This is a genomic window from Catellatospora sp. TT07R-123 (genome assembly GCF_018327705.1).
In the GTDB taxonomy this organism is placed as follows: domain Bacteria; phylum Actinomycetota; class Actinomycetes; order Mycobacteriales; family Micromonosporaceae; genus Catellatospora.
Genome location: NZ_BNEM01000001.1, coordinates 4,047,389 through 4,074,222 on the forward strand (window position 1 = coordinate 4,047,389; position 26,834 = coordinate 4,074,222).

At 73.0% G+C, this 26,834-nt stretch carries 28 protein-coding genes and 1 tRNA gene; 8 read left to right on the plus strand and 21 right to left on the minus strand.

What is annotated here, in order from left to right:
- Positions 1-127 precede the first annotated feature (127 nt).
- The 3 genes from Cs7R123_RS17430 to Cs7R123_RS17440 form a co-directional block, all read right to left on the minus strand.
- On the minus strand, positions 128-301 hold the full coding sequence (locus tag Cs7R123_RS17430; protein WP_212827777.1) for a hypothetical protein: 174 nt from the start codon (positions 299-301) through the stop codon (positions 128-130).
- Between the two features lie 40 nt (positions 302-341).
- Positions 342-593, minus strand: a complete 252-nt coding sequence (locus Cs7R123_RS17435) for a hypothetical protein (protein WP_212827778.1) — start codon at positions 591-593, stop codon at positions 342-344.
- 208 nt (positions 594-801) lie between these two features.
- A tRNA-Tyr gene (locus tag Cs7R123_RS17440) sits at positions 802-885 on the minus strand.
- Positions 886-1,013: 128 nt separating this feature from the next.
- Between Cs7R123_RS17440 and Cs7R123_RS17445 the strand changes: the two genes are divergently transcribed.
- Positions 1,014-1,505, plus strand: coding sequence for a YajQ family cyclic di-GMP-binding protein (locus tag Cs7R123_RS17445; protein ID WP_212827779.1), 492 nt, complete (start codon positions 1,014-1,016; stop codon positions 1,503-1,505).
- Between the two features lie 86 nt (positions 1,506-1,591).
- Here the strand turns inward: Cs7R123_RS17445 and htpX are convergent, their stop codons facing one another.
- From htpX to Cs7R123_RS17490, 9 genes are all read right to left on the minus strand, one after another.
- Positions 1,592-2,467 carry a zinc metalloprotease HtpX gene (gene htpX / locus Cs7R123_RS17450; protein WP_212827780.1) on the minus strand — a complete coding sequence of 292 codons (876 nt, stop codon included), beginning with the start codon at positions 2,465-2,467 and terminating at the stop codon, positions 1,592-1,594.
- A gap of 179 nt (positions 2,468-2,646) precedes the next feature.
- Positions 2,647-4,155, minus strand: coding sequence for an NADH-quinone oxidoreductase subunit N (locus Cs7R123_RS17455; protein WP_244871877.1), 1,509 nt, complete (start codon positions 4,153-4,155; stop codon positions 2,647-2,649).
- Positions 4,152-5,642: a NuoM family protein gene (locus Cs7R123_RS17460; protein WP_212827782.1), complete on the minus strand. Its 1,491-nt coding sequence runs from the start codon at positions 5,640-5,642 to the stop codon at positions 4,152-4,154. The genes Cs7R123_RS17455 and Cs7R123_RS17460 overlap by 4 nt, the downstream gene beginning before the upstream one ends.
- Positions 5,643-5,718: 76 nt before the next feature.
- Positions 5,719-7,488, minus strand: a complete 1,770-nt coding sequence (locus Cs7R123_RS17465; protein ID WP_212827783.1) for an NADH-quinone oxidoreductase subunit L — start codon at positions 7,486-7,488, stop codon at positions 5,719-5,721.
- Complete coding sequence (gene nuoK, locus Cs7R123_RS17470) at positions 7,485-7,844, minus strand: NADH-quinone oxidoreductase subunit NuoK (RefSeq protein ID WP_212829228.1); 360 nt, start codon at positions 7,842-7,844, stop codon at positions 7,485-7,487. The genes Cs7R123_RS17465 and nuoK overlap by 4 nt, the downstream gene beginning before the upstream one ends.
- Positions 7,844-8,341: an NADH-quinone oxidoreductase subunit J gene (locus Cs7R123_RS17475; RefSeq protein ID WP_212827786.1), complete on the minus strand. Its 498-nt coding sequence runs from the start codon at positions 8,339-8,341 to the stop codon at positions 7,844-7,846. Before Cs7R123_RS17475 ends, nuoK begins: the two co-directional genes overlap by 1 nt.
- The gene (locus Cs7R123_RS17480; RefSeq protein ID WP_212827788.1) at positions 8,338-8,856 is read right to left on the minus strand and encodes an NADH-quinone oxidoreductase subunit I; all 519 of its coding nucleotides are present in this window, start codon (positions 8,854-8,856) and stop codon (positions 8,338-8,340) included. The genes Cs7R123_RS17475 and Cs7R123_RS17480 overlap by 4 nt, the downstream gene beginning before the upstream one ends.
- 96 nt (positions 8,857-8,952) lie before the next feature.
- Positions 8,953-9,909 carry a complex I subunit 1 family protein gene (locus Cs7R123_RS17485; protein WP_212827790.1) on the minus strand — a complete coding sequence of 319 codons (957 nt, stop codon included), beginning with the start codon at positions 9,907-9,909 and terminating at the stop codon, positions 8,953-8,955.
- Positions 9,906-10,466: an NADH-quinone oxidoreductase subunit C gene (locus Cs7R123_RS17490; protein WP_212827792.1), complete on the minus strand. Its 561-nt coding sequence runs from the start codon at positions 10,464-10,466 to the stop codon at positions 9,906-9,908. The genes Cs7R123_RS17485 and Cs7R123_RS17490 overlap by 4 nt, the downstream gene beginning before the upstream one ends.
- Before the next feature lie 109 nt (positions 10,467-10,575).
- Between Cs7R123_RS17490 and Cs7R123_RS17495 the strand changes: the two genes are divergently transcribed.
- Positions 10,576-11,073, plus strand: coding sequence for a SigE family RNA polymerase sigma factor (locus tag Cs7R123_RS17495; RefSeq protein WP_244871878.1), 498 nt, complete (start codon positions 10,576-10,578; stop codon positions 11,071-11,073).
- Entirely contained in the window at positions 11,066-11,770 is a 705-nt protein-coding gene (locus tag Cs7R123_RS17500) for a hypothetical protein (RefSeq protein WP_212827796.1), read from the plus strand. Before Cs7R123_RS17495 ends, Cs7R123_RS17500 begins: the two co-directional genes overlap by 8 nt.
- Before the next feature lie 9 nt (positions 11,771-11,779).
- Here the strand turns inward: Cs7R123_RS17500 and Cs7R123_RS17505 are convergent, their stop codons facing one another.
- From Cs7R123_RS17505 to Cs7R123_RS17515, 3 genes are read right to left on the minus strand one after another with little or no spacing between them, the layout of a single operon-like run.
- Entirely contained in the window at positions 11,780-12,301 is a 522-nt protein-coding gene (locus Cs7R123_RS17505) for an NADH-quinone oxidoreductase subunit B (protein ID WP_212827798.1), read from the minus strand.
- A 46-nt stretch (positions 12,302-12,347) separates the two neighbouring features.
- Positions 12,348-13,367, minus strand: a complete 1,020-nt coding sequence (locus Cs7R123_RS17510) for a hypothetical protein (RefSeq protein WP_212827800.1) — start codon at positions 13,365-13,367, stop codon at positions 12,348-12,350.
- Between the two features lie 41 nt (positions 13,368-13,408).
- A complete protein-coding gene (locus Cs7R123_RS17515) occupies positions 13,409-14,785 on the minus strand; it encodes an MFS transporter (protein WP_212827804.1) in 1,377 nt (458 codons plus the stop codon).
- A gap of 28 nt (positions 14,786-14,813) precedes the next feature.
- On the opposite strand from Cs7R123_RS17515, the gene Cs7R123_RS17520 reads away from it, so the two are divergent.
- The gene (locus Cs7R123_RS17520) at positions 14,814-16,211 is read left to right on the plus strand and encodes a gamma-glutamyltransferase (protein WP_212827805.1); all 1,398 of its coding nucleotides are present in this window, start codon (positions 14,814-14,816) and stop codon (positions 16,209-16,211) included.
- Positions 16,212-16,354: 143 nt separating this feature from the next.
- Here Cs7R123_RS17520 and Cs7R123_RS17525 read toward each other — a convergent pair whose 3' ends face one another.
- The gene (locus tag Cs7R123_RS17525; RefSeq protein WP_212827806.1) at positions 16,355-16,648 is read right to left on the minus strand and encodes an MGMT family protein; all 294 of its coding nucleotides are present in this window, start codon (positions 16,646-16,648) and stop codon (positions 16,355-16,357) included.
- A 195-nt stretch (positions 16,649-16,843) separates the two neighbouring features.
- Between Cs7R123_RS17525 and proB the strand changes: the two genes are divergently transcribed.
- Together proB and Cs7R123_RS17535 are read left to right on the plus strand one after the other, a co-directional pair.
- Complete coding sequence (gene proB, locus Cs7R123_RS17530) at positions 16,844-17,968, plus strand: glutamate 5-kinase (protein ID WP_212827807.1); 1,125 nt, start codon at positions 16,844-16,846, stop codon at positions 17,966-17,968.
- A 114-nt stretch (positions 17,969-18,082) separates the two neighbouring features.
- The gene (locus Cs7R123_RS17535) at positions 18,083-19,327 is read left to right on the plus strand and encodes a glutamate-5-semialdehyde dehydrogenase (protein ID WP_212827809.1); all 1,245 of its coding nucleotides are present in this window, start codon (positions 18,083-18,085) and stop codon (positions 19,325-19,327) included.
- On the opposite strand, the gene Cs7R123_RS17540 is transcribed toward Cs7R123_RS17535, so the two are convergent.
- From Cs7R123_RS17540 to Cs7R123_RS17560, 5 genes are all read right to left on the minus strand, one after another.
- Positions 19,324-20,169, minus strand: coding sequence for a prenyltransferase/squalene oxidase repeat-containing protein (locus Cs7R123_RS17540; protein ID WP_244871879.1), 846 nt, complete (start codon positions 20,167-20,169; stop codon positions 19,324-19,326). The two genes, Cs7R123_RS17535 and Cs7R123_RS17540, sit on opposite strands and share 4 nt — an antisense overlap.
- 185 nt (positions 20,170-20,354) lie before the next feature.
- Complete coding sequence (moeZ, locus tag Cs7R123_RS17545; protein WP_212827812.1) at positions 20,355-21,536, minus strand: adenylyltransferase/sulfurtransferase MoeZ; 1,182 nt, start codon at positions 21,534-21,536, stop codon at positions 20,355-20,357.
- An 87-nt stretch (positions 21,537-21,623) separates the two neighbouring features.
- Positions 21,624-22,526, minus strand: coding sequence for a DUF3152 domain-containing protein (locus Cs7R123_RS17550; protein WP_244871880.1), 903 nt, complete (start codon positions 22,524-22,526; stop codon positions 21,624-21,626).
- Complete coding sequence (locus tag Cs7R123_RS17555; protein WP_244871881.1) at positions 22,526-23,434, minus strand: DUF3152 domain-containing protein; 909 nt, start codon at positions 23,432-23,434, stop codon at positions 22,526-22,528. Before Cs7R123_RS17555 ends, Cs7R123_RS17550 begins: the two co-directional genes overlap by 1 nt.
- A 20-nt stretch (positions 23,435-23,454) precedes the next feature.
- Positions 23,455-25,716: a hypothetical protein gene (locus Cs7R123_RS17560; RefSeq protein WP_212827814.1), complete on the minus strand. Its 2,262-nt coding sequence runs from the start codon at positions 25,714-25,716 to the stop codon at positions 23,455-23,457.
- Between the two features lie 118 nt (positions 25,717-25,834).
- On the opposite strand from Cs7R123_RS17560, the gene Cs7R123_RS17565 reads away from it, so the two are divergent.
- Positions 25,835-26,485, plus strand: coding sequence for a TetR/AcrR family transcriptional regulator (locus Cs7R123_RS17565; RefSeq protein WP_212827816.1), 651 nt, complete (start codon positions 25,835-25,837; stop codon positions 26,483-26,485).
- A 116-nt stretch (positions 26,486-26,601) separates the two neighbouring features.
- Positions 26,602-26,826 carry a DUF3107 domain-containing protein gene (locus Cs7R123_RS17570; protein WP_212827817.1) on the plus strand — a complete coding sequence of 75 codons (225 nt, stop codon included), beginning with the start codon at positions 26,602-26,604 and terminating at the stop codon, positions 26,824-26,826.
- Positions 26,827-26,834 lie beyond the last annotated feature (8 nt).

The following is a 26,834-nucleotide window of genomic DNA, read 5'->3' on the forward strand; positions in this document are numbered from 1 at the left end:
CGGACACGACGATCATCCGCACCCCCACCCGCCGACACGCCCCCGAACCCGGCCGCCCCGCCCGGCCGGCCCGCCCGCCCGGCCCGCCCGCCCGCCCGGCCCGCCCGGCCCGGCTGACCCGCCCAGCTCAGGCGTGGTCGATGCGGATGAACTCGGCGCCGTAGTTGACCGCGCGGACGTGCTCGACCCGCGGCTCCAGGTCGACCGTCTCCACCAACTGGTCGAGATCGACCCGCTCCGGCAGGGTGCGCCACTTCTCGGTCGGGGCCCGTTCGCCGGATGCGCGCTCGCCGTCAGTCATGCCTGGACGGTACTCCCGCCCGCAAGCATGATCTTGAATGTCAGGAGGCGCTGGCGCCCGACTCGGAGTCCCACAGCTGGACCGCGTCACCCAGGAACTCGTGGACGTAGCCGCAGTTGGTGCAGATGACGCCCAGCGACGACTTGTTGGCCCACGCCAGGTCGAGAAACTCCAGCCCGGCCGTGTTCAGCTTGATGGTGCGGCTGGTGAACAGCCCGCCCTGGCAGACGACACACCGGAACACTTCACCGTTGATCGTCGCCACATAGGGCGCCCGACTGAATACCCCCACCCCCGGCAGGCTAACCAGCCCCCACAACCCGCCTGCGTAAGCAGCAGTTTCGGGGAAAGTGCTGGAATCTTGGCCCGGATTCGTGCAGTTTCCCCGAAACTGCACGGCTTCCCGGAAACTGCACGGCGCACTCGCCGGAAATACGGCGCACTCGCCCGGAAAAGGAGTGCGGCCCCCGACCTGTCGGTCGGGGGCCGCACTCGCGCTGTGGTGGCGGGTAGAGGATTCGAACCTCTGTAGCTTTCGCGACGGATTTACAGTCCGCTCCCATTGGCCGCTCGGGCAACCCGCCTGGTACAGCGTTGCCAGCGCCGCCCTGGGGCAGCGTGGCTCGATAAGGATAGCGGTATCAGGGGCCCGATGCGCAACCGGGTCGGACCATGGGCACGGCGCGCTGCGGGATCTGCTAAAACGGAACGCATGGCAGCTAACCCGTCCTTCGACATCGTCAGCAAGGTAGATCGGCAGGAGGTGGACAACGCGCTGAACCAGACCGAGAAGGAGCTGGCGCAGCGGTTCGACTTCCGCGACACGGGAGCCTCCATCGCCTGGTCCGGCGAGGACGTCGCCCTGGAGGCCAGCTCCGAGGAGCGGGTCAAGGCCGCACTGGACGTCTTCAAGGAGAAGCTGATCAAGCGCAACATCTCCCTGAAGTCGCTGGACGCGGGCGACCCGAGGGCTTCCGGCAAGACGTACAAGATCGACTGCAAGATCGTTCAGGGTATCGACGCGGAGAAGGCCAAGGCGATCTCCAAGAAGATCCGGGATGAGGGCCCCAAGGGGGTGCAGGCCCAGATCCAGGGCGACCAGCTTCGCGTCACCGGCAAGAAGAAGGACGACCTCCAGGAGGTCATCACCCTGCTCAAGGGCGGCGACTTCGGCGTCGCCCTCCAGTTCACCAACTACCGCTGACGATCGGCAACGCAGAAGATCGCCGCTTCCGGCCACCACGTGGGCTCTGACCTCACGTGGTGACCGGAAACGGCGATCTTCGCGCCTCAGCGCATGTACTGGATCGGGCCGGAGCTGGCGGCCATGGCCTCCAGGCGGCGGACGCGCTCCTCCATCGGCGGGTGCGTCGAGAACAGCGAGGCGATGCCGCCCGCGCGCAGCGGGTTGTCGATCATCAGGTGGGCCGAGCTGGCGAGCTGGCCCTCGGCGGGCAGCGGCATCTGCTGCACCCCGTTGTGGATCTTCTTCAGCGCGCTGGCCAGGGCGAGCGGGTCGTTGGTGAGCTGGGCACCCGAGGCGTCGGCCTGGAACTCGCGGCTGCGGCTGATGGCGAGCTGGATGATCGACGCCGCCATCGGGCCCAGGATCAGCATCATGATCAGCACCAGCGGGTTCGGGCCGTCCTCGTCGTCGCCGCCGATGGGCAGGAACCAGGCCAGGTTGGCCAGCATCGTGATGATGCCCGCCAGGGCGCCAGCCACGCTGGAGATGAGGATGTCGCGGTTGTACACGTGCGACAGCTCGTGGCCGATGACGGCGCGCAGCTCGCGGTAGTCGAGGATGCGGGTGATGCCCTCGGTCACGGCGACCGCGGCGTGCTGCGGGTTGCGGCCGGTGGCGAAGGCGTTGGGCTGCATGGTGGGGCTGACGTACAGCCGGGGCATGGGCTGGCCGGCCTGCTGGGACAGCTCCCGCACCATCTGGTAGAGCTGCGGGAAATCCGCCTCGGTGACGGGCTGCGCGTGCATCGAGCGCAGGGCCAGCTTGTCGGAGAAGAAGTAGCTGACACCGTTCATGACCAGCGAGATGAGCACGGCGATGACCAGGCCGCCGCTGCCGCCCAGCCAGTAGCCGACCCCGAGGATCATCGCGGTGAGCAGGCCGAGCAGTGCCGCCGTCTTGAGGCCGTTGTGGCTGTGCATCCATTCCCTCCACGTCTGGCGCGGTGGGTCCCCGCGCACCAGGTGCAACCGGCGGTTACCCCGGTGCCCTTCCCCTCACGCGCTGTGAGTCGACTGAAAGAAATTCTAGCCACCGTACAGCGACGGCACGTTTTGCCTGATCACAGCCGGTATGGGCCGACTCGTGCCGAAGGTGAGGGTCAGTGCCAGGCGCTGATCGCGGTGTACAGCAGCTGCGGGGCGACGGTGAGCAGCACGCCCGCCGCCACGGCCGCGGTGAGCGCCGTCACCGGGGCCCAGCCGGGCGCGGCCGCGGTCGCGTCGCCGCCGCGGTAGAGCGCGGTGACGGGACGCCAGTAGACGGCGAGGCCCGCGACCGAGACCAGGGCGACCAGCACCGCCAGGCGGTACGAGTCGACGTCGACCAGCGCCTGCACCACCGTGATCTTCGCGAACAGCCCGGCCAGCACCGGCGGCAGTCCGGCCAGCCCGACCAGCGCGAACGCCAGCCCGGCGGCCCGCCACGGCGCGCCCCGGCCCAGCCCGCGCAGATCGTCGAGGCTGCCGCCGTCGGGCTCCCCCGGCCGCAGCGCCACCACCGCGCCGAACGCGGCGATCTCCAGCACGACGAAGAAGACCGCGTAGGCCAGCGCGGCGTCCATCAGGCCGATCGCCGGGCCCAGCGCCGCCAGCCCGGACACGCCGCCCAGCGGGGCGAGCACGAAGCCGGCCTGCGCCACCGACGACCACGCCAGCAGCCGCACGGTGCGGCTCTGGCGCAGCGCGCCCAGGGTGCCGAGCACCATCGACAGGGCCGCGAGCATCGCCAGCGCCACCCCCGCCGCCACGAACATGCCCCGGTCCGGGCCGTTCGGGCCGTTCTGGAGGACGCCCTGGAGCACGATCAGGATCGCGGCCACGCCACCGAGCTTCGAGGCGGTGGACAGGAACGCGGCGACCGGCACGGGCGCGCCGTCGTACGTGGCGGGCGCCCAGGCGTGCAGCGGTGCCGCGGCGACCTTGAAGCCGAGGCCGACCAGCACCAGGACCAGGCCGGTCAGCGCCACCGGGTGCCATTCGGCGGGGATCTGCTCTGGCACCGAGGTCAGGCCGCGCAGCTGGACGGTGCCGGTGGACAGGTAGAGCAGGGCGGCGCCGAGCAGGCTGACCGCCGTGGCCACCACGCTGTTGGCGAAGAAGGTGACCGACGCGGCCGAGGCCTCGGACTGGCGCCGCCGGTGCAGGGCGACCAGGACGTACAGCGGGACGGTCAGCGTCTCCAGGGCCACGATCAGGGTGATCAGGTCACCGGCGCCGGCCAGCGCGACACCGCCGGTCATGGCGCTGGTCAGCAGGAACACCGCCTCCCCCACCGGCGCCTCGCCCCGGCGCAGGGCCGGTGCCCACAGCAGCAGCGCGGCGGCGGTCAGCGCGACGACCACGACGGCGACCACCCGGGCCCGGCCGTCGTAGACGTACGCGCAGTCGACGGGGAAGATCGCGTCGCCGCCGGTGGAGGTGCCCGCGCAGAGGACGCTGCCCGCCTGGCGGGCCGGGGTGGCCAGCGCCGCGGCGAGCGTCACCAGGGTCCCGCCGAGCGCCACCGCGTACGGCACGCGCCAGCGTCCGGGGGCGAACAGGTCGGACAGCAGGGCCAGCACCACCGTGGCCGCGGCGGCCACCAGGGGTGTCAACGGGGACCAGGTCACGGTGCCACCCCCATGGTCAGGGCGTCGACCGCACCGGCCGACGCGGTCAGCACCAGCCCCGGCAGCACGCCGATCAGCAGCGCGAGCAGCACCAGCGGCGCCCAGGCCAGCACTTCGGGCACGTGCACCTCGGCCGCGCCCGCCAGCGCCGGAGCGGCCGGGCCGTGGCTGACCCGGCGCAGCAGCCGCAGCAGGTACGCCGCGGTCAGCGCCCCGCCGATCGCGGCCAGCACCGCCAGCACCAGCCAGCCGGTGCCGCCGAGCCGCACCGCCGCGACGACGGCGAACGCCTCGCCCCAGAACCCGGCCAGGCCGGGCAGGCCGAGGCTGCCCAGCGCCGCCAGGCCGAGGATGCCCGCCAGCCACGGCTGGCGCTCGCGCAGCCCGCCGAGGTCGCCCAGCAGGCCGGTGTGCGCCCGGTCCTTGATCGCCCCGGCCAGGAAGAACAGCAGGCCGGTCAGGACGCCGTGCGCGATGTTGCCGATCAGGGCGGCCTGCACGCCGATGGCGCTGCCCGCGGCCCCCGCGGCGATGCCGAGCAGCACGAAGCCCATGTGCCCGACCGACGAGTACGCGATGAGCCGCTTGAGTTCCGTCTGCCGCAGGCAGACCAGCGACCCGATCAGGATGGCCGTGACGGCCAGCGCCCCGAGCAGTGTCGCGAAGCTCGCCGCGCCCTGCGGGGTGACGCCGAGCCCGACCCGGATCAGCCCGTACGTGCCCATCTTCAGCAGCACGCCGGCCAGGATGACGCTGCCGACGGTCGGGGCCTCGGTGTGCGCGTCGGGCAGCCAGGTGTGCAGCGGCCACAGCGGGCTCTTCACCGCGAAGGCCAGCGCGAACAGTCCGAAGATCCACAGCTGGGCGGTGTGGCCGAGGGAGGGCTGGGCGGTCAGCGATACCAGATCGGCGGTGTCGGTCTGCGCGACCACCGCGACCACGCCGACCAGCAGCAGCACCGACCCGGCCAGGGTGTAGAGCGCGAACTTCAGCGCGGCCGCGCGGCGGGCCGGGCCGCCCCAGCCCGCGATGACCGCCGCCATCGGCAGCAGCACCACCTCGAAGGCGAGGAAGAACAGCACCAGGTTCAGGGCCAGGAAGGTGCCGAGGATGCCGACCTCGATCACCAGCAGCAGCGCCGCCAGCAGATGCGCCCGGTCGGGGCGCTGCCACAGCAGGAAACCGCAGCACAGCAGGGTCAGCAGCGCGGTGAGCAGCACCAGGGGGTAGGAGATCCCGTCGACGCCCAGTTGCAGCCGCAGGTGCAGCGCGGGCACCCAGGACAGGTCGACGGCGTGCCACGGGTGGATGCCGCGGCCCGGGGGCGCCGGTGCCCGGTCGAAGCCCAGCGGCACCGCCAGCAGCAGCGTCAGCGCGGAGACCGCCGTGGCCGCGACCACCCCGGCGCGGCCGCGCAGCGCGGCGGCCAGCACGGCTCCGGCCAGCGGCACCGCCAGCAGGCCGATCAGGAGAACCGAGTCGCTCATGCCGGTTCCCCGCTGCGCGAGCAACCGGCATGAGGCACAGGCCGCGCTGAGCCCATTGTTCGCTCGCTCCGCTCGCTCATCCGAACATCACCGCCGTAACCGTCACGACCACCGCGCCGAGCAGCACGGCCGCGAGTGCGCGCGGCAGCGGGGCGCGGTGCCAGGCGACGACCTCGCCACCGGCCGCGACGGTGGCCCGGCCCAGGCCGTTGACCGCGCCGTCGACCCCGGCCGTGTCGATCGCGGTGACCGCGCGGGCCAGCGCCCGCACCGGGCGCACCACCAGCGCGTCCTGCACCGCGTCCAGCCCGAGCCCGCTCGCCAGGAACGGACCGGCACTGCCCAGCACCTGCGCCGGGTCGCCTGCACCGGCGCGGCGCCAACCCCACCAGGCGGCCCACCCGCCGAGCACGGCCAGCGCCAGTGGCAGCAGGACGGCGAGGTCGAGGTGGATCAGGTCCGAGGTGGTCAGCAGCACGCCGATGCCGAGCCCGGCCGACGGGACCGCCAGCAGCACCAGCGGGCCGCGCAGCCACCAGTTCGGCTCGTGCGCGTGCGCGGTGTGCTCGCTGCCGCGGCCGAAGAAGACGCGCAGCCAGGCGCGGGTGGCATACCAGGCGGTCAGCGCGACGCCGACCAGCGCGACGGCCCACAGCACCGGCTGCTCGTGCAGGGAGCCGACGACGGCCTCCTTGCTGAAGAAGCCGACCAGGGGCGGCAGGCCCGCGAGCGAGCCGAGGCCGATCGTCATGGTCCAGAACGTCCACGGCATCGGCCTGCGCAGCGCGCCCATCCGCGACATCAGGTTGCTGCCCACCGCGTGGATCACCGATCCGGCGCACAGGAACAGCAGCGCCTTGAACGCGGCGTGCGCGAGCAGGTGGAACAGGGCCGCGTTCACCGCGCCCACCGACAGCGCCGCCATCATGTAGCCCAGCTGCGACACCGTCGACCAGGCCAGCACCCGCTTGAGGTCGTCGGCGGCGGTGGCGGCCAGCGTCCCGAGCAGCAGCGTGATCGCGGCACTGGCGCCGAGCACGATCCGTGCGGCCGGCGCGGCCTCGAACACCGGGTAGAGGCGGGCGACGACGTACACCCCGGCGGCGACCATCGTCGCGGCATGGATCAGGGCCGAGATCGGGGTCGGGCCGGCCATCGCGTCGGGCAGCCAGGTGTGCAGCGGGAACTGGGCGCTCTTGCCGAACACGCCCGCCAGCAGCAGCAGCGCCGCCGCGGTGACCGTGCCGGTGCCCATCGTCGGCACCGCGGCCAGCACCTTCGTGAGCTGGAAGCTGCCCGCGTGCACGCCGAGCAGGGCGATGCCGAGCAGGAAGCCCACGTCGCCGACCCGGGTCACCAGGAACGCCTTGACGGCGGCGCGCGGCGCCTCGGGCAGGGCGCGGTCGTGCGCGATCAGCAGGTACGAGCAGGCGCCCATGACCTCCCAGCCGATCAGCAGCAGGATCAGGTCGCCGGAGCACACCACGGTCAGCATCGCCGCCGTGAAGATCGAGATCTGGGCCGCGTACGGCCCGTACCGCTCGTCGCCGTGCAGGTAGCCGTTGGAGTACACCTGCACGCACAGCGCCACCACGGCCACCGCCAGCGCCACCAGCAGCGCCCGCGTGTCCAGCAGCGACGTCAGCGTCACGGAGAGGTCCCCGAAGCCGGCCCAGGAGCGGGTCTGCTCGCCGGTCGTCCCGCGCGCCAGCAGCGCGACCACCGCGATCAGGCTCGCGGCCGCCCCGGCGATGCCCAGCGCCGCCGCGACGGGGCGATTCCGCATGGGCACCAGCAGGCCGACCAGCCCGCACAGCAGCGGGGCCAGCACCAGCAGCTCGGTCATCGCGTCGGCTCCTCGTCGAGCACGGGCGCGGGCGCCGGATCGGGCGCCGCTGCGGTGCCCGGCTCGTCCAGCGGCACCTGGTCGATGTTGATGTCGCGGCGCAGCCGGAACAGCCGCAGCACCAGCGCCAGGCCGACACCGACCTCGGCGGCCGCGAGCACGATCACGAACAGGGTGAACACCTGGCCGGTCACCTTCGGGCGCAGCACGTCGCCGGTGACCAGGATCAGGTTGACGGCGTTGAGCATCAGCTCGACCGACATCAGCACCAGCACCGCGTTGCGCCGCCGCAGCACGCCGTACGTGCCGAGGCCGAACAGCAGGGCCGCGGTCACCAGCGGGATCACCGGGCGGATCATCGGGCCGTCTCCCGCCGCGAGAGCACGATCGCGCCGACCAGCGCCGCCAGCAGCAGCACCGACAGCACCTCGAACGGCAGCGCCCAGTCGTCGAAGATCGCGGTGCCCAGCTTCTGCGCGGTGCCGGGCGCCGGAGCCGGGACGGTCAGCCGCCCGAACGCGGCGGCGAACAGCCCGGCCAGGCCCAGCCCGGCGGCGGCGCCGACCAGCAGCGCGGGCAGCAGCGGGCGGTCCAGGTCGGGGCTGCGCCCGATCGGGGCGCGGGTCAGCATCACCGCGAACAGCAGCAGCACCACCACGGCGCCGACGTAGATGAGCACCTGCACCCAGGCCGCGAACTCCGCCCCGAGCAGCAGGAACTCGACCGCGACCGCGCCGAGCGCGACGACCAGCCACAACCCGGCGCGGACCAGCTGCTTCGTGCTCACCACCGCGACCCCGCCGGCGACGGCGAGCAGGCCCGCGACGGTGAGCGCCACGTCCAGCAGCGTCACGAGGTGCCTGCCCGCTTGGCCACGGCGGTCTCCTCCTTCGACGGCTCACCGTGGGGGTCGTGCGGCGGCGGGGGCGGCACGGTGGCCATCCACTCGCCGAGGCGGTCCTTGTCGTGCAGCAGGTCGCGGATGTCGTACTCGGCGTACTCGAACTCGGGCGACCAGTAGAGGGCGTCGAACGGGCACACCTCGATGCAGATCCCGCAGTACATGCACAGCGAGAAGTCGATGTCGAAGCGGTCGAGCACGTTGCGCTGGCGCGGGCGGGCCGCGCCGGGCACGACGACCTCTTCCTTGTGCGAGTCGATGTAGATGCACCAGTCGGGACACTCGCGCGAGCAGAGCATGCAGACCGTGCAGTTCTCCTCCCGCAGCGCGATCACGCCGCGCGAGCGGGGCGGCAGCTCGGGAGCCACGTCCGGGTACTGCTGCGTGATGCTCGGCGCGACGAGCGTCTTGAGCGTGACAGCCAGCCCCTTGCCCAGTCCCGCGCCAGGAATGCTCATACGCACCATCCTGCCGTGTCGCCGTCCCCCGCGCGAGTAGGAGCCCGTCCTGGCGGTGGAGAAGGCGCCCTTCCTCCACGTGAACCGAGGAGAAGGCGCCCTTCCCTACTGGAGGGCGATGCGCACGGCGGCGGTGAGGACGAGCTGCGCGAGTGCCACGGGCACCAGCACCAGCCAGCACAGCCGCTGCAACTGGTCCTCCCGCAGCCGCGGCCACGCGACCCGCAGCCAGATCACCACGAACGCGACCAGCCCCGTCTTCAGCAGCATCCACAGCCAGCCGACCGAGTCGGCCCACGGCCCGTGCCAGCCGCCGAGGAACAGCGCGGCGGTCAGCGCCGAGATCACGACGATGCCGACGTACTCGGCGAGCAGGAAGAAGGCGAAGCGCAGGCCGGTGTATTCGGTGAGGTAGCCGAAGACCAGCTCCGAGTCGGCGATCGGCATGTCGAACGGGGGGCGGCGGATCTCGGCCAGGCCCGCCACGAAGAAGACGACCATCGCCGGGAGCTGCCACAGCAGCCACCAGGGCCGCCACGACGCCACGATCTCAGGCAGGCTCAGCGAGCCGGCGGCCATCGCGACGCTGGCGGCGGCGAGCACGAACGGCAGCTCGTACCCGAGCAGCTGGGCGGCGGCGCGCAGCCCGCCGAGCAGGGCGTACTTGTTCGCCGACGACCACGCCGCCATCAGCACCGCGACCACGCCTACGCCCACGATCGCGAGCACGAAGAACAGGCCCACGTCGAGCGGCTGCCCGACCAGGTCGCCCGGCCCGAGCGGGATCACGAGCAGCACCAGCAGGTACGGCAGCAGCGCCACCGCCGGGGCCAGCCGGAACACCGGCCCGTCGGCCTCGCGCGGGGTCAGGTCCTCCTTCTGCGCGAACTTGACCCCGTCGGCGATGAGCTGCGCCCAACCGTGGAAGGCCCCGGCGTACATCGGGCCGACCCGGGCCTGCATGTGCGCCATCACCTTGTGCTCGGTCTGCCCGACCAGCAGCGGCAGCGTCAGGAACGCCACCGCGACCAGCACCACCCGCAGCACGATCTCCCACGTCATGACGCCGGCCCCCACTCCCCCGGCGCGGGCACGCCGGGCGGGCGGACCGCCTGGCGCCTGGTGCCGGTCTCGGACTCGCCCGGTTCCTTGGCCCCCGGCCACGGCTTGGCGACCCGGCTGGCCAGCACGAAGCTCTTGCGCAGCGGGTGGCCCTCGAACTCCGGCGGCAGCAGCAGCGGCTCCAGCTCACCGGGGAAGCCGATGCCGAACATCTCGTACGTCTCCCGCTCGTGCCAGGCCGCGCCCGGGTACACCGGCACCGCCGAGGCCAGCGTCGGGGCGTCGGCGGGCACCCGGGTGCGCAGCAGCACCCCGTGCCGGGCGACGGTCGACCACAGGTGCGCCACCACGTCGAACCCGGCGTCGAGCTCGTCCACAGCGGTCAGCCAGTCGAAGAAGTCGCAGCCCAGCCCGTCGCGGGCGGCGGCCAGCGCCACCGGCCACGCCTGCGGCGGCACGTCGACGACGGCCCGCGCGTACGCGCCGCCGCTCGACACGCCCGCCTGCGCGCCCTCGACGAGCCGTGTCAGGTGTGCCCCGATCTCCTCCGGCGTCATGCCCGGCATCCTATGCCCGCCGGTGCCCGCCGCTCGACCACTCGCTTGCGCACCGGGATTGGCGAGCCCCGTTATGCTGCGGCCACCCCGACAACTCCAGGAGCAGACCGTGACCGGACACCGCGACTTCGCGGAGTTCTACGGCGCGGTGTTCCACCGGCTGGCCACCTCGCTCTATGTGCACACCCGCGACCTGGCCGAGGCTCAGGACGTGGTGCAGGAGGCGATGATCCGGGCGCTGTCGCGCTGGCCGAGCATCCAGGACGAGCAGCCCGAGGCGTGGGTGCGGCGCACCGCGTGGAACCTGGCGACCAGCCGCTGGCGCCGGATGCGGCGCGGCCTGGAGCTGGTCACCCGGGGCCGGGTGGAGGACACCACGGCCGGGCCCGAGCCGGACCGGGTCGCGATCGTCGCGGCGCTGGCCCTGCTGCCCGAGCGGCAGCGGCAGGCCGTCATCCTGCACCATCTGGAGGATCTGCCGGTCGCCGAGGTCGCGGAGGTCATCGGGGTGGCCGAGGGGACGGTCAAGTCCTGGCTGCACCGGGCGCGGACGACGCTGGCCGGGCACCTGGCCGACGAGCACGCGGAGGAGGTGGACCGTGTCTGACCGCGACCCGCTGCGCGACGCGCTGGCCGGGACCGCCGACGCGGTGCGGCCGTTGCTCACCCCGCCCGGGGCGGACGCGGCGCGGCGCACGCTGCGGCGCCGCAGGCGCACCCGGCCCGCCGCCGCGGCCGTGCTCGCCGTGGTCGCGGTGCTCGGCCTGAGCCCGCTGATACCCGGCCGAGGCGGCCTTCCCGCGGTGGACACCAGCCCTTCGCCGGCTGGATCGTCGAACCCGTGGTGGTCGGTGGCGTCCGATTCCGCCGGCCCGAGCCTGTCGCCCAGCGAGGTGCTCAAGGGGGGAGCGCAGGCCCCGGGATCGCCGCAGCCAAAGGGAACCCCACGCTGTGTCAAGCGCGGGTACGTCTGGATCACCGGGCCCGGCGATCGCGGTTACCAGCTGTCCGGCATCGAGCAGGGCCAGCTCTACTACCGCATCTGCCCCGGTGAGACGATCCGCGTCTTCTGGGCGCAGTACCGCTACGAGCCCGACGGGTCGCAGAAGCTGTACGCCTCGCACGTCTACCTGCTCACCTACGCGAACCCGACCGTGTACGCCACGATCGACGAGCCTGCGGACTGCCACGGCGACCTGTACTTCGTCGCGGGCGGGCGATCGATCCGGCAGACCATCGCGCGAGGAGACCAGAACGCCTACGGCGACGACGCGCTGTCCGCCACGTTCTGGACGCCGTGCTGAACCGGACCGTCAGCGGCCCGGGTTGACCGGCGGCGCCAGCAGGGCGGCCGTGTCGGGACGGTGCACGCCGCCCAGGCCCGACTGCTCGGCGGCGATCTTCTCCTGGAGGCGCAGGATGCCGTGCAGCAGCGCCTCGGGGCGCGGCGGGCAGCCGGGGACGTACACGTCGACCGGGATGATCTGGTCGACGCCCTTGGTCACCGAGTACGAGTCCCAGTACGGCCCGCCGCAGTTGCTGCACGCCCCGAACGAGATGACGTACTTCGGCTCGGGCATCTGGTCGTAGAGCCGCTTGATGGCCGGGGCCATCTTGTCGGTGACCGTGCCCGACACGACCATCAGGTCGGCCTGGCGCGGCCCGTGCGCGAACGGGATCACGCCCAGCCGCATGAAGTCGTGGCGGCTCATGCTGCTGGCGATGAACTCGATCGCGCAGCAGGCCAGGCCGAAGTTGAACACCCACAGCGAGTAGCGCCGACCCCAGTTCAGCACGAACTTGATCGGGTCTCCGAGCACCGAGGGCAGGGCCATGGGCCCAGCCTAGACCTCCACCGGTGCCCGGCCACAGACCCGCGGCTCACTGGGCGGGTGCCACATACCCCAGCCAGGCGTCGACCTCCTGCTGGGTCAGGATGCGGTCCACCCGCGCCTGGGCGGTGATCGGGAACCGGCGCCCCGGCCGCCAGTGGCGGCTGTAGCGCGGCGTGTCCAGCATCAGGATCCGGGTGCCGCTGATCGCCGAGATGTCGGCCGGGCCGGTCTCGTTGCGCAGCACCGCGCCGGTCGCGTCGGACATGTGGAAGTAGTCGTCCACGTGCTCCAGTTCGGTGCCGTCGGGCCCGAACCGCATCACGTTGACCCAGCGCTGCTCCGGCCGCCGCCCCTCGACCAGGCCCGCGCCGACCAGCGCGTCGGCCAGCAGCACCTGGAGCTGGAAGTTGTCGGCGATGCCGCCGAGCCAGACCATCGCGCCGTGGCGGCTGGGCCGGTGCACCACCAGCACGTGCTCGTCGAGGATGCGCAGGGCCAGGATGAGCCGCATGAACGCGGGCGCCGTCGAGTGCAGCGGGTCGACCTGCGCCATCCAGGCGGCACGGTCGCCGAGCTGCGTGCGGGCGGTCTCGTGGTGCAGGCAGGCCACCGCGGCCAGCGCCCAGTGCGGCCCGTCGCGCCACGCCGCCAGCAGCGGCATCGCGGGCGCCGGGCCGATCGCAGCGCCGAGCATGCCGGTAGCGACGGTCATGCCGGCCTGGTCCCGCTCGGGCAGCGGGCGCCCGGGGAAGCGGGACAGCCAGGCGTCGAGGAAGGCGTGGGTGCCGGTCAGCGCCCCGTTCAGCCGCTCCAGCACGATCCGGGTGAGCGGGCCGGGGTCGGCGCCCAGCTCGACCATGGCGCCCGCGGCCGTGGCGGCGTTGGCGGCCACGAACGGCAGCGGCGCCGCCGCGATCGCCGGGGCCAGGTAGGCCACCGCCGGCGTCAGCTCGGCCGGGGGCACCTGCTGCGCGGCGCGCACCAGCGGGGCCACGGCCGTCAGCGCGGCCATCGGGTCACGCCCCAGCACCAGCTGATGGAACTGCTGCACCTGCTGCGAGAACATGGCACCCCTCCGTGGCTCGCCCGTACGCCACGGGCCGACTGTCACCTGCGGCTGGCAGCCGGTTCGGGATCGGTCACCGCGGGCATGTCGCCCAGGTCGTATCCGCGGAGCAGCACCAGTGCGATGCCCACGATAAGGCCCGGCACAACTGTGAATCCGAGCAGGACTCCGGTCCGCGCGGAGTCGGTCTGCGCGACCGCGGTTCCGGCCGTGGTGGAGATGTATCCGAACAGCTGGAGCACGACCCCGAAGATGAACGGGCCCAGCGCCAGGCCCAGGGTCTCCCCCGCGGTCCACACGCCGGTGAACACGCCCGCCTGCCGCTTGCCGGTGCGGGCGGTGTCGTAGGCGATGCAGTCGGGCAGCATGGCCAGGCCGAACAGCTGCTGCCCGGCATAGCCGAAGCCGATCACGGCGATGACGGCGTACACGGCCCAGTGCGGCAGCACCGGTGCCGCGACCAGCGCCAGGGTCGCCACGGTCAGCGTGATCGAGGCGACCACGTACCCCTTGAGCTTGCCCAGCCGCTCGCCCACCCGGCGCCAGAGCGGCATGACCACCAGGGCGGGGCTGACCACGACCACGAACAGCGTGGTGGTGGTGCCGGGGTCGCCGAGCACGTGCCGGGCGAAGTACTCGACCCCGCCGAGCATGCAGGCCACGCCGGTGGCCTGGACCACGAAGCAGGCGACCAGCACCCGGAACGGGCGGTTGGCCGCCACCACCTTGAGCTGCGCCCGCAGCGACGGCTCGCTGGCGGTGATCACGCCGGTCGGCGCCTTGGCGGTGCTGAAGAAGGCGAAGAGGGTGCCGCAGACCATGATCGCGGCGACGAACATGCCCATCCAGCGGTAGCCGGGGAGGCCGCCGCCGGTGGAGTCTCGAATGATCGGCGCGAGCGCGCCGGAGACCAGGATCGAGGTGGCGAGCAACGCGACCCGCCAGGTCATCAGCCTGGTGCGTTCGTCCGGCGAGGAGGTCATCTCGGCGGGCATCGCGACGTACGGCACCTGGAAGAAGCCGAACGCGGTCGCGGTGAGCAGGAACATCACCACGACGTACAGCCCCGACAGGTCGGAGAACCCGAGAGGAGCAGCGAATATGCCGGCAAACAGCGCCGCCATGGCGAGCCCGGCGAACAGCAGGTACGGCCGGCGGGCGCCCCAGCGGGTCTGGGTCCGGTCGGAGAGCCGGCCCACCACCGGGTTGAGCACCACGTCCCAGGCCTTGGGCAGCAGCACCAGCAGGCCCGCCAGACCTGCGGCGACACCGAGGGTGTCGGTCAGGTACGGCAGCAGCAGCAGGCCGGGCACGGTGCCGAACGCCCCGGTCGTCAGCGAACCGAGGGAATATCCGATGCGAACATGCGTGGGAAGCGCTTCGCCCGGAGCCTCCATCACCTCCACACTGGATGTCATGAGGGCGGATGGTACGGGAGGCAGTTGAATGCGGGTACCTGCCGGTGTGGCAGCGGGCCATCCGGCTACCGCTGAAATAGGCCTTCGGATACTCCAGATGGGCGGATCGGCCGCCGACGCGGCGGTCGCCGCGGTCTTCGCCGCCTGCGTGGGAGAGACCGTTTTCACTGGCCTGAGCGGTGGCGGCTTCGCCACATACTTCGAAGCTTCGACAGGGCGGGTTTCCTGCCTTGATTTCTTCGTCGCAATGCCTGGTTTGGATGCGGATCGTAAGTCAGGGCCGATGCGGCCGATCTCGGTCGCCTTCGGGGAGGTGCCGCTGCCGTACGAGATCGGCGGAGCGTCCGTCGCGGTGCCCGGCGTGCCCGCCGGGTGTGGCGAGATTCACGCCCGCTGGGGCGTGCTGCCCTGGTCCGAGATCGTCGCGCCCGCGGTCGAACTGGCGCACACCGGGACGCCGATCCCCGAGGCGCACGCCGTCACGCTGCCGTCGCTGCTGGAGGCGATGCTGCTCGACCAGGGCCTGCCCGCGTACGCCCCCGGCGGGCGGCTGCTGCGCGGCGGCGAGATGCTCTACCACGCCGGGCTGGCCGACGCGCTGACCATGATCGCCTCGGACGGCCCGTCCGCCTGCTACACCGGCAAGATCGGCGCGAGCATCGTCGAGGCGGTCCGCGCCGACGGCGGCGCGCTCGGACCGCTGGACCTCGCGTCATACCGCGTGCTCGACCGCGAGGTGGCCGGGGCGCCGCTCGGCGGGCGCACCGTGCTCGGCCGCGCCGACCTCAACCGCGTCATCGACACCATCCGCTCACTACCCGCCGACCTGGCCGAACTCGACCGCGGCGGCCGCGCCGTCGCCCTGGCCGACGCCCTCGACGTGCGCCGGCGACTGGACAAGCTCGGCAACACCACCAACGTCACCGCCGTCGACGAGGCGGGCAACGCCTGCGTCGTCACCACCACGCTCGGGCTCGGCTCCGGCATCTGGCTGCCCGGCCTCGGCATCCACCTCAACTCGATGCTCGGCGAGGGCGAGCTGATCGCGGGCGATCTCGCGCCCGGCGAGCGGATGGGCTCGATGATGTGCCCGCTGATCGTGCTCGACCGGGGGAACCTGCAACTCGCGCTGGGCTCGGCGGGCGGCTCGCGGATCCGGTCGGCGCTGCTGAACACGCTGGTGGGCGTACTGATCGAGGAGCTGGACGTGGCTGCCGCCGTGACCGCGGCCCGGCTGCACCCGCTCGACGAGGTCGTCCACGTCGAACCGGGGTACCCGGCCGACGCCGCCGACGCCCTCACCGCCGCCGGCTACACCGTCAACCGCTGGCCGTCCCTCAACCACTACTTCGGCGGGGTGTCCGCCATCGGCCTGTCCGGCGCCGCCGCCGACCCCCGCCGCAGCGGAACAGCCCTCCTCCTCTAACCCCACCGCCCACGGCCCCGCCCACCGGCCCCCGCCCACCGGCCTCCCCGTCGATCATGAACTTGTGGCACGGCTCGACGGTGTGTCGCGGGCACAGCCTCCTGATCGACAGATGGGCGGCCGGTGGGCGCGCGGTCGGGGGTTCAGTTGATGTGGGTGGCGGCGACGTGGGCGCCGCGGAAGGTGACGCCCTCCGCCTGGAGGCGGCGGCGGGCCTCGTTCTCGTGCCCCGGAGGCAGACGGCCGCCCGCCCCGACGACACGGTGCCAGGGCACCCCGCCGCCGTGGCGGGCCATGATCGTGCCGACCCGGCGGGCCGAGTTGCGGCCGGACTCGTCGGCCAGAGCGTCCGCCACCGCCCCGTAGGTCATCACCCGTCCAGGTGGAATCTGCTCCACCAGGCGCAGCACGGCTTCGGTGTACTCCTCGGGCGTCATGCCGCCAGGCTAGTTCCCAGCCCGCCGCCGCCGACCCGCCCCGCCAGCGTCCGCCGCTCGGTCGATCAGGAGCCTGTGCACGGGACACGCCGTCGAACCGTGCCATAAGTTCATGATCAACGCTGAGGGAAGGGCGCGGGCCAGTGGGTGGGATGGGGGCGGGGTGGGGGTGGGTGGGGTGGGCAGAATGGGGGCATGCGGGACGTGGTCACGCGGAGTAAGCGCGTGGTGGTGAAGGTGGGGTCGTCGTCACTGACGACGGCTGCCGGGGGGTTGGACCCCGACAGGCTCGGGGCGCTGGTGGCGGCGGTGGCCGCGGCCGAGCGGCCGGGCGGGGCGCGGCGGGAGGTCGTGCTGGTGTCGTCCGGGGCGATCGCGGCGGGGCTGGCGCCGCTGGGGCTGGCCCGGCGACCGCGGGACCTGGCCACGCAGCAGGCTGCGGCCAGCGTGGGCCAGGGACGGCTGATGCACGCGTACACGGAGGAGTTCGGGCGGCACGGGCGCACCGTCGGCCAGGTGCTGCTGACCGTCGACGACGTGACCCGGCGGGCGCACTACCGCAACGCGTACCGGACGCTGCGCAAGCTGCTCGACATGAACGCCGTCCCGATCATCAACGAGAACGACACGGTCGCCACCGAGGAGATCCGGTTCGGCGACAACGACCGGCTCGCCGCCCTGGTGGCCGCGCTGGTGCAGGCCGACCTGCTGGTGCTGCTGTCCGACGTCGACGCGCTGTACACCGGCCACCCCTCGCACCCGGACTCGCGGCGGATCGACGAGGTCACCGACTTCGCGCGGCTGCGGTCGGTCGACGTGAGCGGCGCGGGCAGCGCCGGGGTGGGCACCGGCGGCATGGTGACCAAGGTCGAGGCGGCCCGGATCGCCAGCGACGCGGGCATCCCGGTGGTGCTCACGGCCGCGCCCATGGCCGCCGCGGCCCTGTCCGGCGAGTCGGTGGGCACGCTCTTCCACGCCGCGGGGGTACGGGCCACCGCCCGCCTGCACTGGCTGGCCCACGCCACCACGGCGCGCGGCCGCCTGCACCTGGACCCGGGCGCGGTCTCCGCCGTCGTGGAGCGCCGCGCCTCGCTGCTGCCGGCCGGGATCACCGCCGTCGACGGCGCGTTCACCGCGGGCGACCCGGTCGACCTGGTGGACTCCGGCGGCCGCCCGGTCGCCCGGGGACTGGTCAACTACGACGCCCTCGAACTGCCGGGCCTGCTGGGCCGCTCCACCGGTGAGCTGGCCGCGACGCTCGGTCCCGCCTACGAGCGCGAGGTCGTCCACCGCGACGACCTCGTCCTGCTCCAGGCGTGAGAAGGGCACCTTGTTATCGCAATACGTGGCGGAAGGGCACTTTCCCATCGCTTTCGGCGCGAGGGAGCGCGGGGCGGGCGGCGGAGTGCGGCGAGTGACTGAGGAGCGGTGCGCATGAGTGTGATCGAGCAGGCGGGGCGGGCCCGGGAGGCCGCCACGGTGCTGGCGACGGCGTCGCGGGCGGTGAAGGACGCGGCGCTGCTGGTGATGGCCGAGGCGCTGTCGTCGCGTACCGCCGAGATCCTGGCGGCGAACGAGCTGGACGTGGCCGCGGCGCGCGAGCAGGGCACGCCCGAGTCGACCGTGGACCGGCTGGCGCTGAACGCGTCGCGGCTGGCCGGGATGGCCGAGGGCCTGCGCCAGATCGCGGGCCTGCCGGACCCGGTCGGCGAGGTGGTCCGGGGCGGGACGCTGCCCAACGGGCTCCAGGTGCGCCAGCTGCGGGTGCCGTTCGGCGTGGTCGGCATCATCTACGAGGCGCGGCCGAACGTCACCGCCGACGCCGCCGGGCTGACCCTGAAGTCGGGCAACGCGGTGCTGCTGCGCGGCTCGGGTTCGGCGGCCCGCTCCAACGCGGCGATCGTGGCGGTGCTGCGCGACGCGCTGGCCGCCGCCGGCCTGCCCGCCGACGCGGTGCAGCTGGTCGACTCGTCGACCCGGGACACGGTCAAGGAGCTGATGCGCGCCCGCGGCCTGGTCGACGTGCTGATCCCGCGCGGCGGCGCGTCGCTGATCCGCACCGTGGTCGAGGAGTCGTCGGTGCCGGTGATCGAGACCGGGGTCGGCAACTGCCACATCTACGTCGACGAGTCGGCCGACCTGGACATGGCGCTGAACATCCTGCTCAACGCGAAGGTGCAGCGGCCGTCGGTGTGCAACTCGGCCGAGTCGCTGCTGGTGCACGCGGCGGTGGCCGACGCGTTCCTGCCCCGGGCGCTGGCGGCGCTGCGCGGGCACGGCGTGACGGTGCACGGTTCACCGGAGGTCGCCGCGTACGACGGCACCGTCGTGCCCGCGACCGAGGAGGACTGGGGCACCGAGTACCTGGCGCTGGAGCTGTCGGCGCGCGTGGTGCCGTCGCTGGACGAGGCGGTGGCGCACATCCGCCGCTACGGCTCGGGCCACTCCGAGGCGATCATCACGACCTCGCTGCCGGCCGCGAACCGCTTCACCGCGCACGTGGACGCGGCCGCCGTGCTGGTCAACGCCTCGACCCGGTTCGTCGACGGCGGCGAGCTCGGCTTCGGCGCCGAGATCGGCATCTCGACGCAGAAGCTGCACGCGCGCGGCCCGATGGGCCTGCCGGAGCTGACCAGCACCAAGTTCGTGATCACCGGCGAGGGGCAGGTGCGCGGCTAGCGGATCGCGCGGATGACGTTCAGGGTGAGGTGCACGTCGAACGCGTCACCCTGTTCGGAGTCCCAGCCGCCGTCGGTGCGCTGCGTCTCGGCCAGCCGCTTCTTCGCCGCGATCATGGTCCAGTCGTCGGCGGAGACGCCGACCCGGCGCATCGTGGCGGCCATCGCGGCCGCGTCGACCGGCGCCATCCGGGGCAGCCGCTCGCCGAGCACCGACTGCATCCGGGCGGCCTCGTAGTACATGTCCTGCCGGTACATCACCGCGGCGCCCAGCCAGCCCGTCATCAGGTACGACGGCCAGGTGCCGTCGGCGTTGAGGCTGTTCTTGATGAAGTCGGCGCCGCGCGCGGCGGAGTCCGCGTACGGGATGGGCGTGTTGTCGCCGTAGGGCAGGGTGGCCCGGAAGTCGAGGCCGAACACGGTCAGCCAGAAGGTGGCCGTCGCGGTCATGTACAGGGTGGCCTCGGGGTCACCCGGCTGCGCCCACTCGGGGGCCTCGGGCGCCAGCTCCTTGACCTCCTGCCAGCTGCCGTCGGGTGCCTGGCGGCCGCCCAGCCAGTCCAGCGCGCGCTGGGCCGCCGGACGCCCGAGGGCGCCGAGGTCGTCCAGCTGGTCGATCCGGTAGCAGGTGACGTCGATCGAGGCGATCTTCCCGCGCTGCGAGGTCGGCCAGCCGCCACTGGGAAGTTGACCGGCTTCCATGGCCGAGACGACGTCATCACTCGGCATGACCCCGGTACGCAGGTACGACAGGCGTGCCCGGTCCACCGGGTCACCCTTCTTCACCACGAAACCGATTGCCGCGTCGAGATCCACCACGGTCATCGAGGGTACGTGTCCCATCCGGTAGTCGACCTCAGGAGGTCGGTCAAGGTCAACAGCACGCTAGGCCGGAATACGTCTCCGACCAGCGCTTGAGAGCGCGAAAGGCCGACGGCGGCATCCCGCCGTCGGCCTTTCGTCAGATTACCGACAGTTCTTCGAAGATCGCTATCAGTAGCCGGTCAGGCCCGGTAACCGGGGCGGGCTCAGTAACCGGGCAGGCTCGGGTCGACCGTCTTCACCCAGGCCAGCACGCCGCCCTGGACGTGCACCGCGTCCTTGAACCCGGCCGCCTTCAGCGCGGCGAGCGCCTCGGCCGACCGGACACCCGACTTGCAGTGCAGCACGATCTGCTTGTCCTGCGGCAGCTTGGCCAGAGCCTCGCCGGACAGGATCTCGCCCTTGGGGATGAGCACGCTGCCCGGAATGCGGACGATCTCGAACTCGGCGGGCTCGCGGACGTCCACCAGCAGGAAGTCCTTCTCCGCGTCCTGCCACTCCTTGAGCTCGCGGGCGGTGATGGTCGCGTCGACCACCGCCTCCTGCGCCTCGACGGAGACGGCACCGCAGAAGTCCTCGTAGTCCTCCAGCAGCGCGGTGACGGTCGGGTTCTCCCCGCACAGCACGCAGGACGGGTCCTTGCGGACCCTGATCTTGCGGTACGTCATCTCCAGCGCGTCGTACACGATCAGCGAGCCCACCAGCGGCTCGCCGGTGCCGGTGAGCAGCTTGATCGCCTCGGTCACCTGGATCGAGCCGATGCTGGCGCACAGCACGCCCAGCACGCCGCCCTCGGCGCACGACGGCACCATGCCGGGCGGCGGCGGCTCGGGGTAGAGGCAGCGGTAGCAGGGGCCGTGCTCGGCCCAGAAGACGCTGGCCTGCCCGTCGAACCGGTAGATCGAGCCCCACACGTACGGCTTGCCCAGCAGCACCGCGGCGTCGTTGACCAGGTAGCGCGTGGCGAAGTTGTCCGTGCCGTCGACGATCAGGTCGTACTGGCTGAAGATGTCGAAGACGTTGTCCCGGTCGACCGCGGTGTTGTGGATCACCACGTTGACGTACGGGTTGATCTCGCGGATGCTGGCCGCGGCCGACTCGGCCTTGGGGCGGCCGATGTCCGACTGGCCGTGGATGATCTGGCGCTGCAGGTTGGACTCGTCGACGGTGTCGAACTCGACGATGCCCAGCGTCCCCACACCCGCGGCGGCCAGGTACATCAGCGCGGGCGAGCCGAGGCCCCCGGCACCGACGCAGAGCACCTTGGCGTTCTTGAGCCGCTTCTGCCCGGCAACCCCGACGTCCGGGATGATCAGGTGACGGCTGTAGCGGCGGATCTCGTCCACCGAGAGCGACTCGGCGGGTTCCACCAGCGGCGGCAATGACATGTGCTCATTCTCGCTCGGCCGCCCGCCGATCGCCATGATCGACCACCTCGCGGACTGCGAGGTGTGTCACCTGCGCTGACAGGCGCGTCAGGGAATAGCGGGGCCTCGATACAGCAACCCGCTGCGGTACGGCCACGCGTTGGCCTTGCATCCCTTCAGCCCCGTCGACTGCTGCTGCATCACCGGCGCGTCCTGGCCCTCCCCCGGGCAGGCCTCGTGCCCGAACCCGAGCTGGTGCCCGACCTCGTGGTTGAGCGCGAACGCCCGGTAGTCGCCCAGCGGGGCGCCGTAGTCGGGCACCCCCGCCAGCCAGCGGGACAGGTTGATGATCACCTGGCCGGGCAGGCGGCAGGAGACGAACCCGTCGGTGTAAAGCCCGCCCGCCGCGCACATCTTCTTCGACGTCTCCGCGCTGGCCAGGTACACCGTGAACTCGGCGGTGGCCTTCTCGGCGACCCGCTGGAACCGGTAGACCCCGCCCGCGGTCCAGCCGCGCGGGTCGCCCAGGATCCGCTCGACCTCGCCGCCGAACGGGTTGGCCTGCTGGTCGGTGCCCTGCTCGACGGCGACGCGGAACTTGCGCACGGTGCCCTTGGCGCCCAGCGGCTGGCCGGTGCCGCCGACGTAGGCGAACTTGCCGGTGCCGGCGGTGGGCACGCCGGCCGGGTCGGCGGGCGCGGGCGCCTGGGTGCTCTCCTCGCGGCCGGAGGGCTGCGGCGCGGCCGACGGACCGCCCGACGGGGAGCCGTCACCGGGGGCGGCCGCCGGGGTGGCGGCGGGGCCGTCGAGCAGCACCCCGTCCGCGCCGCGGGCCAGATCGATGCCGACCAGGCCCACCACCACGCCGAGCAGCGACAGCACGATGATCATGTTGCGGCGCCGCGCGGCCCGGATCTGGGCCCGGCGCCGGGCGCGGAACCCGGCGCCGTCGTCGGTCTGCGGACCGCCGTCGGACCGCCGTGATGGATGGGTGTCCAGGTCGGAGTGCATCAGGAGATCCCGGGTCCGGCGTAGCGCTTGCCGTTGACGAACGGCCAGGGGTTGGCCACGCAGCCCTTGAGGCCCAGCGTCTGCTGCTGCATCGTCGGGGCGAGCTTGCCCGGCCCCGGGCACGCCTCGTGGTAGTGGCCCAGCTCGTGCCCGACCTCGTGATTGATCACGTAGTTGCGGTAGGTGTGCAGCTCGATGTGGTTGTCGATGTAGTCCGGCACCGAGCCGCGCCAGCGGTTCAGGTTGATGACGACCCGGCCGGGCAGGCGGCACGAGGTGTACGAGACCCCGCCGTTCATCCGGGTGTCCATGCCGCCCTGCGCGCACAGCTTCCGGGTCGTCTCCCCGGTCGCCAGATAGACCGTGAACTGGTACGCCGACCCCGACGGCACCCGCTGCAACCGGAACTGCTTGCCCGCGATCCAACTGCGCGGGTCGCCCAGCGTCTCGTCGATCATGCGGGTGAACTCGGGCAGCTCGTCCTTGGCCACGTTGGACTCCGCCGCCACCCGGAACCGCTTGATGCTGCCCGCGGTGCCCAGCACCTTCCCGGCGGTGGTCGCGTACGTCCAGGTCCCCGGCCCGGAGGCGGGCGTCGGGCCGTCCATCTGGTAGACCGGCTCCGGCGCGGGCGACGGGCTGGGCGCGGGCGACGGGCTCGCCACCGCGCTCGGCGAGACCGGCGTGGCCGAGACCGGGCGGGTCGGCGGCGGCTCCGGCGCGCCGCGCAGCAGGTCGATGCCGACCAGGGCGGCCGCGCCGACGAGCAGGCACAGCACGGCGGTGCGGCGTCGCCGCTGCCGCATCCGGGCCCGCGCCAGGCGCCCGGCCTCAGCCCTGGACGCCCGTACGCCCGTCGTGTCGATCTCCCGATTCCGGGCCGCACGGGGCGAGGGGGCGGTGCGCATCGTGACAGCCTGCCATATCTCTACGGCAGCAGCGCCGCGAGCCTGCGGTTCACCGCGCTGAGGGTGGCCCGGACCACCGCACGGCGCGGATCGCCCGACACCAGTGCCGAGCCCGCGAGCTGCTCGACCCATCCGCCGCAGACCAGCAGCACGACCACGACGGCCACCTCGCAACTGCCCATCGGCACGATGGTGGCCTGCTCGACGAAGCACCGTCCGGATTCGCCGGTGGTGGTGCCCTCGCGCAGCAGGTCGTCGACGGCGACCGCGGTGGCCGCGGCGCACAGGCGCAGCACGTACGCGTCGACGGCGGGTCCGCTGGCCACGCCGGTCGCCGTGCGGTTGCCGGTGTTGAGCCGCACCTCGACCGTGGCGTCCAGGCCGAACGTGCTGGTCTGGACGTGCTCGATGATGGGGCGCGGGCCCTGGTCGCGCTCGGTGTGCAGCGGCGGCGGCGAGGCCGTCTGCGGCAGCTCCGGTTCGCTGCTGACGGCGCGCAGGGAAGGCGCCCGCTCACTGCCGCGCAGCTCGCCCGGGGCACGGCGGGGCACCGTCACCGGGTGGCGGCGGCGCGGCTCGCGCAGCGGCGGGTCCGTGTGGTCGGGCAGTCCGGTCAGGCCGGGCGGCGGCGCGGCACCGGCGCCGGAGCGCGGCGCGGGCAGCGTGGCCGTCGGCGCGGGCGCCTCGGCGGGCTGCGCCGGGTGCCGGGGCAGCAGACCGCCCGCCGGGGCGGCGTCGATGCCCATCTGCTCCTGGAGCATCCGCGCGACCATCCGGCTGATGGCGGCCGGGTCGGCCCCCTCAGCCAGGTCGAGCCGCAGGTGGTGGGCGCCGGTGGCGGTGGTGCGCAGCGCCGCGTCGCGTACGCCGGCGACCCCGCGCACCGCCTTCAGCACCGCGTCCACGTCGAATCCGTCGGGCCGCTGCTCGGCCGGCAGGTCGTCGCGCTTGAGGTGCGAGGCGATCCGGTCCAGCTGCGGGGTGCCCGCATGGTTGTCGGTCTCGGCCAGCGGATGCGTGGTCGGCGGCACGTCCGGCACGCCCGGCACCCGCTGCGGCAGGTGCTCGTCGTCCTCGTCGGCGTCCGGTTCGGCACCGTGGGCGGCGTCCGGCGCGGCACCATGGTTGGCCTGCGGCGCGGCACCGTGGGCGGCCTGCGGCGCGGCACCGTGGGCGGCCTGCGGCGCCGTGCCGTCGGCGGCGCGGCCCAACGGGTCCTGAGCCGGGATGGCGTACCCGGCGCGGCCGTCGGGGCGGCCCGGACCCGGCACGCGCTCCGGCGGCGGCTGCTGCGCGGCGGCGGGCAGCGGCGGCGCGGGCGTGGCCGGCTCCGGCACCACCGGCGGCCGGGTCGGCAGCGGCGCGTCCGCGAACGCCCGGCCCCAGCGGGCCCCCAGTGACAGGTTGTCGTCGGGATCGGCCGCGTCGTGGTCGATCGCGCGGATGTCGCCGATCCTCGGGGCGACCGCACGCGGCTCGGCCGGTGCCGGGTTCGGCGGGGTCTGCTGCGGATCTGGCTGCGTCATCGACTGCTCCGGCTGCGGCGGCTCTGCCGTGGGGACGGCGCGGGTGGCGGCCTCCGCCATGGCGGCCAGCGGCGGGTCGGTGGCGGAGGCGCTGGGGACCGGACCGGACAGCTCGGCGGGCAGCGACGGGCGCAGGCCGGGCGGCGGGACCGGATAGGCGCCGGTGGGCATGGTCAGCGCCGACTGCGCCGCAGCGGCCAGCGGCGGCATCACCGGGATCGGCGTCACCTCGGCCGGGGGCACCAGGGGCGTCGGCTGGTACGGCGTGAACACCGGCGGGGCGCCCAGGTGGGGCAGCCCGTGTGCCGGGGTGGGCTCGTCGAACGCGGCGAACCGGGCGAACTCGGCCGAAGCCTGGGCCAGCTCGTCGGCGTACGGATCCTCGGCGAGCGGGCCGTCGGCGTACGCGTGCCGCTCGCCCGCCGGGGACGGCGCCATCGGCCGGTGGTGCCCGTTCGGGGCGGCGGGTATCGGCGGCACCGGGCGCGCCACGGACCCGGCGTACGGGTCGGCTCCGGTCAGCGCGTCGATGCCGCGCCGGTCCGCCACCGCGGCACGCCACGGCGTCAACGGCTCGAAGCCGGGCTCCAGGGCCGCGCCCGCGCTCGACCAGACGCCGTCTGCTTCGGCCCGGGTAGGCTGAGCCTGCCCGGCGGTCGTGGCTGCTGCGACACCGTCCGTCGCGGATTCGTCGGCTCCGCCGACGGGGGGCAGATCTGCTCGCCCCGCGTTGTCGGTCTGCCCAGTTACATCCACCGTGCGCTCCTCCGTCGCCCACGCTGAGGCTACCGTGAACGGCGAATGACGATAAGTTGCAACGACGGGCCAGTTTGCAAGATCCGTCAAAGGTCCGTCCGCAGGGTGAGGAGATTCCATGACCGCGGCCACCAGCGGGGCCAACCCGAACGGCGCCACAGCCACGGGCCGGCCGACCAGGCTGCCCCGGTCGGCACGACGTAAGCAGCTCCTTGCCGCTGCTCAGGACGTCTTCGTCGCCCAGGGCTACCACGCGGCGGCGATGGACGACATCGCCGAGCGCGCCGGCGTGTCCAAGCCCGTCCTGTACCAGCACTTCCCCGGCAAGCTGGAGCTCTACCTGGCGCTGCTGGACACGCACTGCGACGCGTTCGCCGAGCGCATCCGCTCGGCGATGGCCGCCACCACGGACAACAAGGAGCGCGTCCAGGGCGCCATGCGCGCCTACTTCGACTTCGTCTCGCACGAGAGTGAGGCGTACCGGCTGGTGTTCGAGTCGGATCTGCGCCACGACCCGGCGGTGGCCGAGCGGGTCGACCGGATGGAGCGGATGAGTGTCGAGGCCATAACCGCCACGATCATGGCGGACACCGGCGTCAGCCGGGCCCGCGCGGAGGTGCTCGCGGCCGGGCTCAGCGGCGCGGCCCAGGTCTCGGCGCGGTGGTGGCTGGCGGCAGGCCGTGTCATCGACCAGGACGAGGCCGAGGGCCTGGTCGCCGCGCTGTCCTGGCGCGGCATCAGCAGCTTCCCGCTCACCGGCGAGCACTGACGCCGCGACTCCCCGCTCTGACGTGAGCCCGACGGCGCGGCACGCGGCGCCGCCGGGCTTTCGGACCGTCCTGCCGCGACAGCGCGGTAGTCTCGCTCACGAGCCGAGGAGGTTGTGTGGAGGTCAAGGTTGGTGTGCAGTTCGCCCCGCGTGAGCTGGTGGTGGACAGCGCGCAGACGCCCGCCGAGGTCGAGAAGCTGGTGGCCGACGCGCTCGCGTCGGACACCCGGATCCTGACCCTGGTGGACGAGAAGGGCCGTCGGATCATCGTGCCGACGGACAAGCTGGCATACGTCGAGATCGCCGAGTCGACCACGCGCAGCGTGGGCTTCACCCGCTGAGCTGCTGG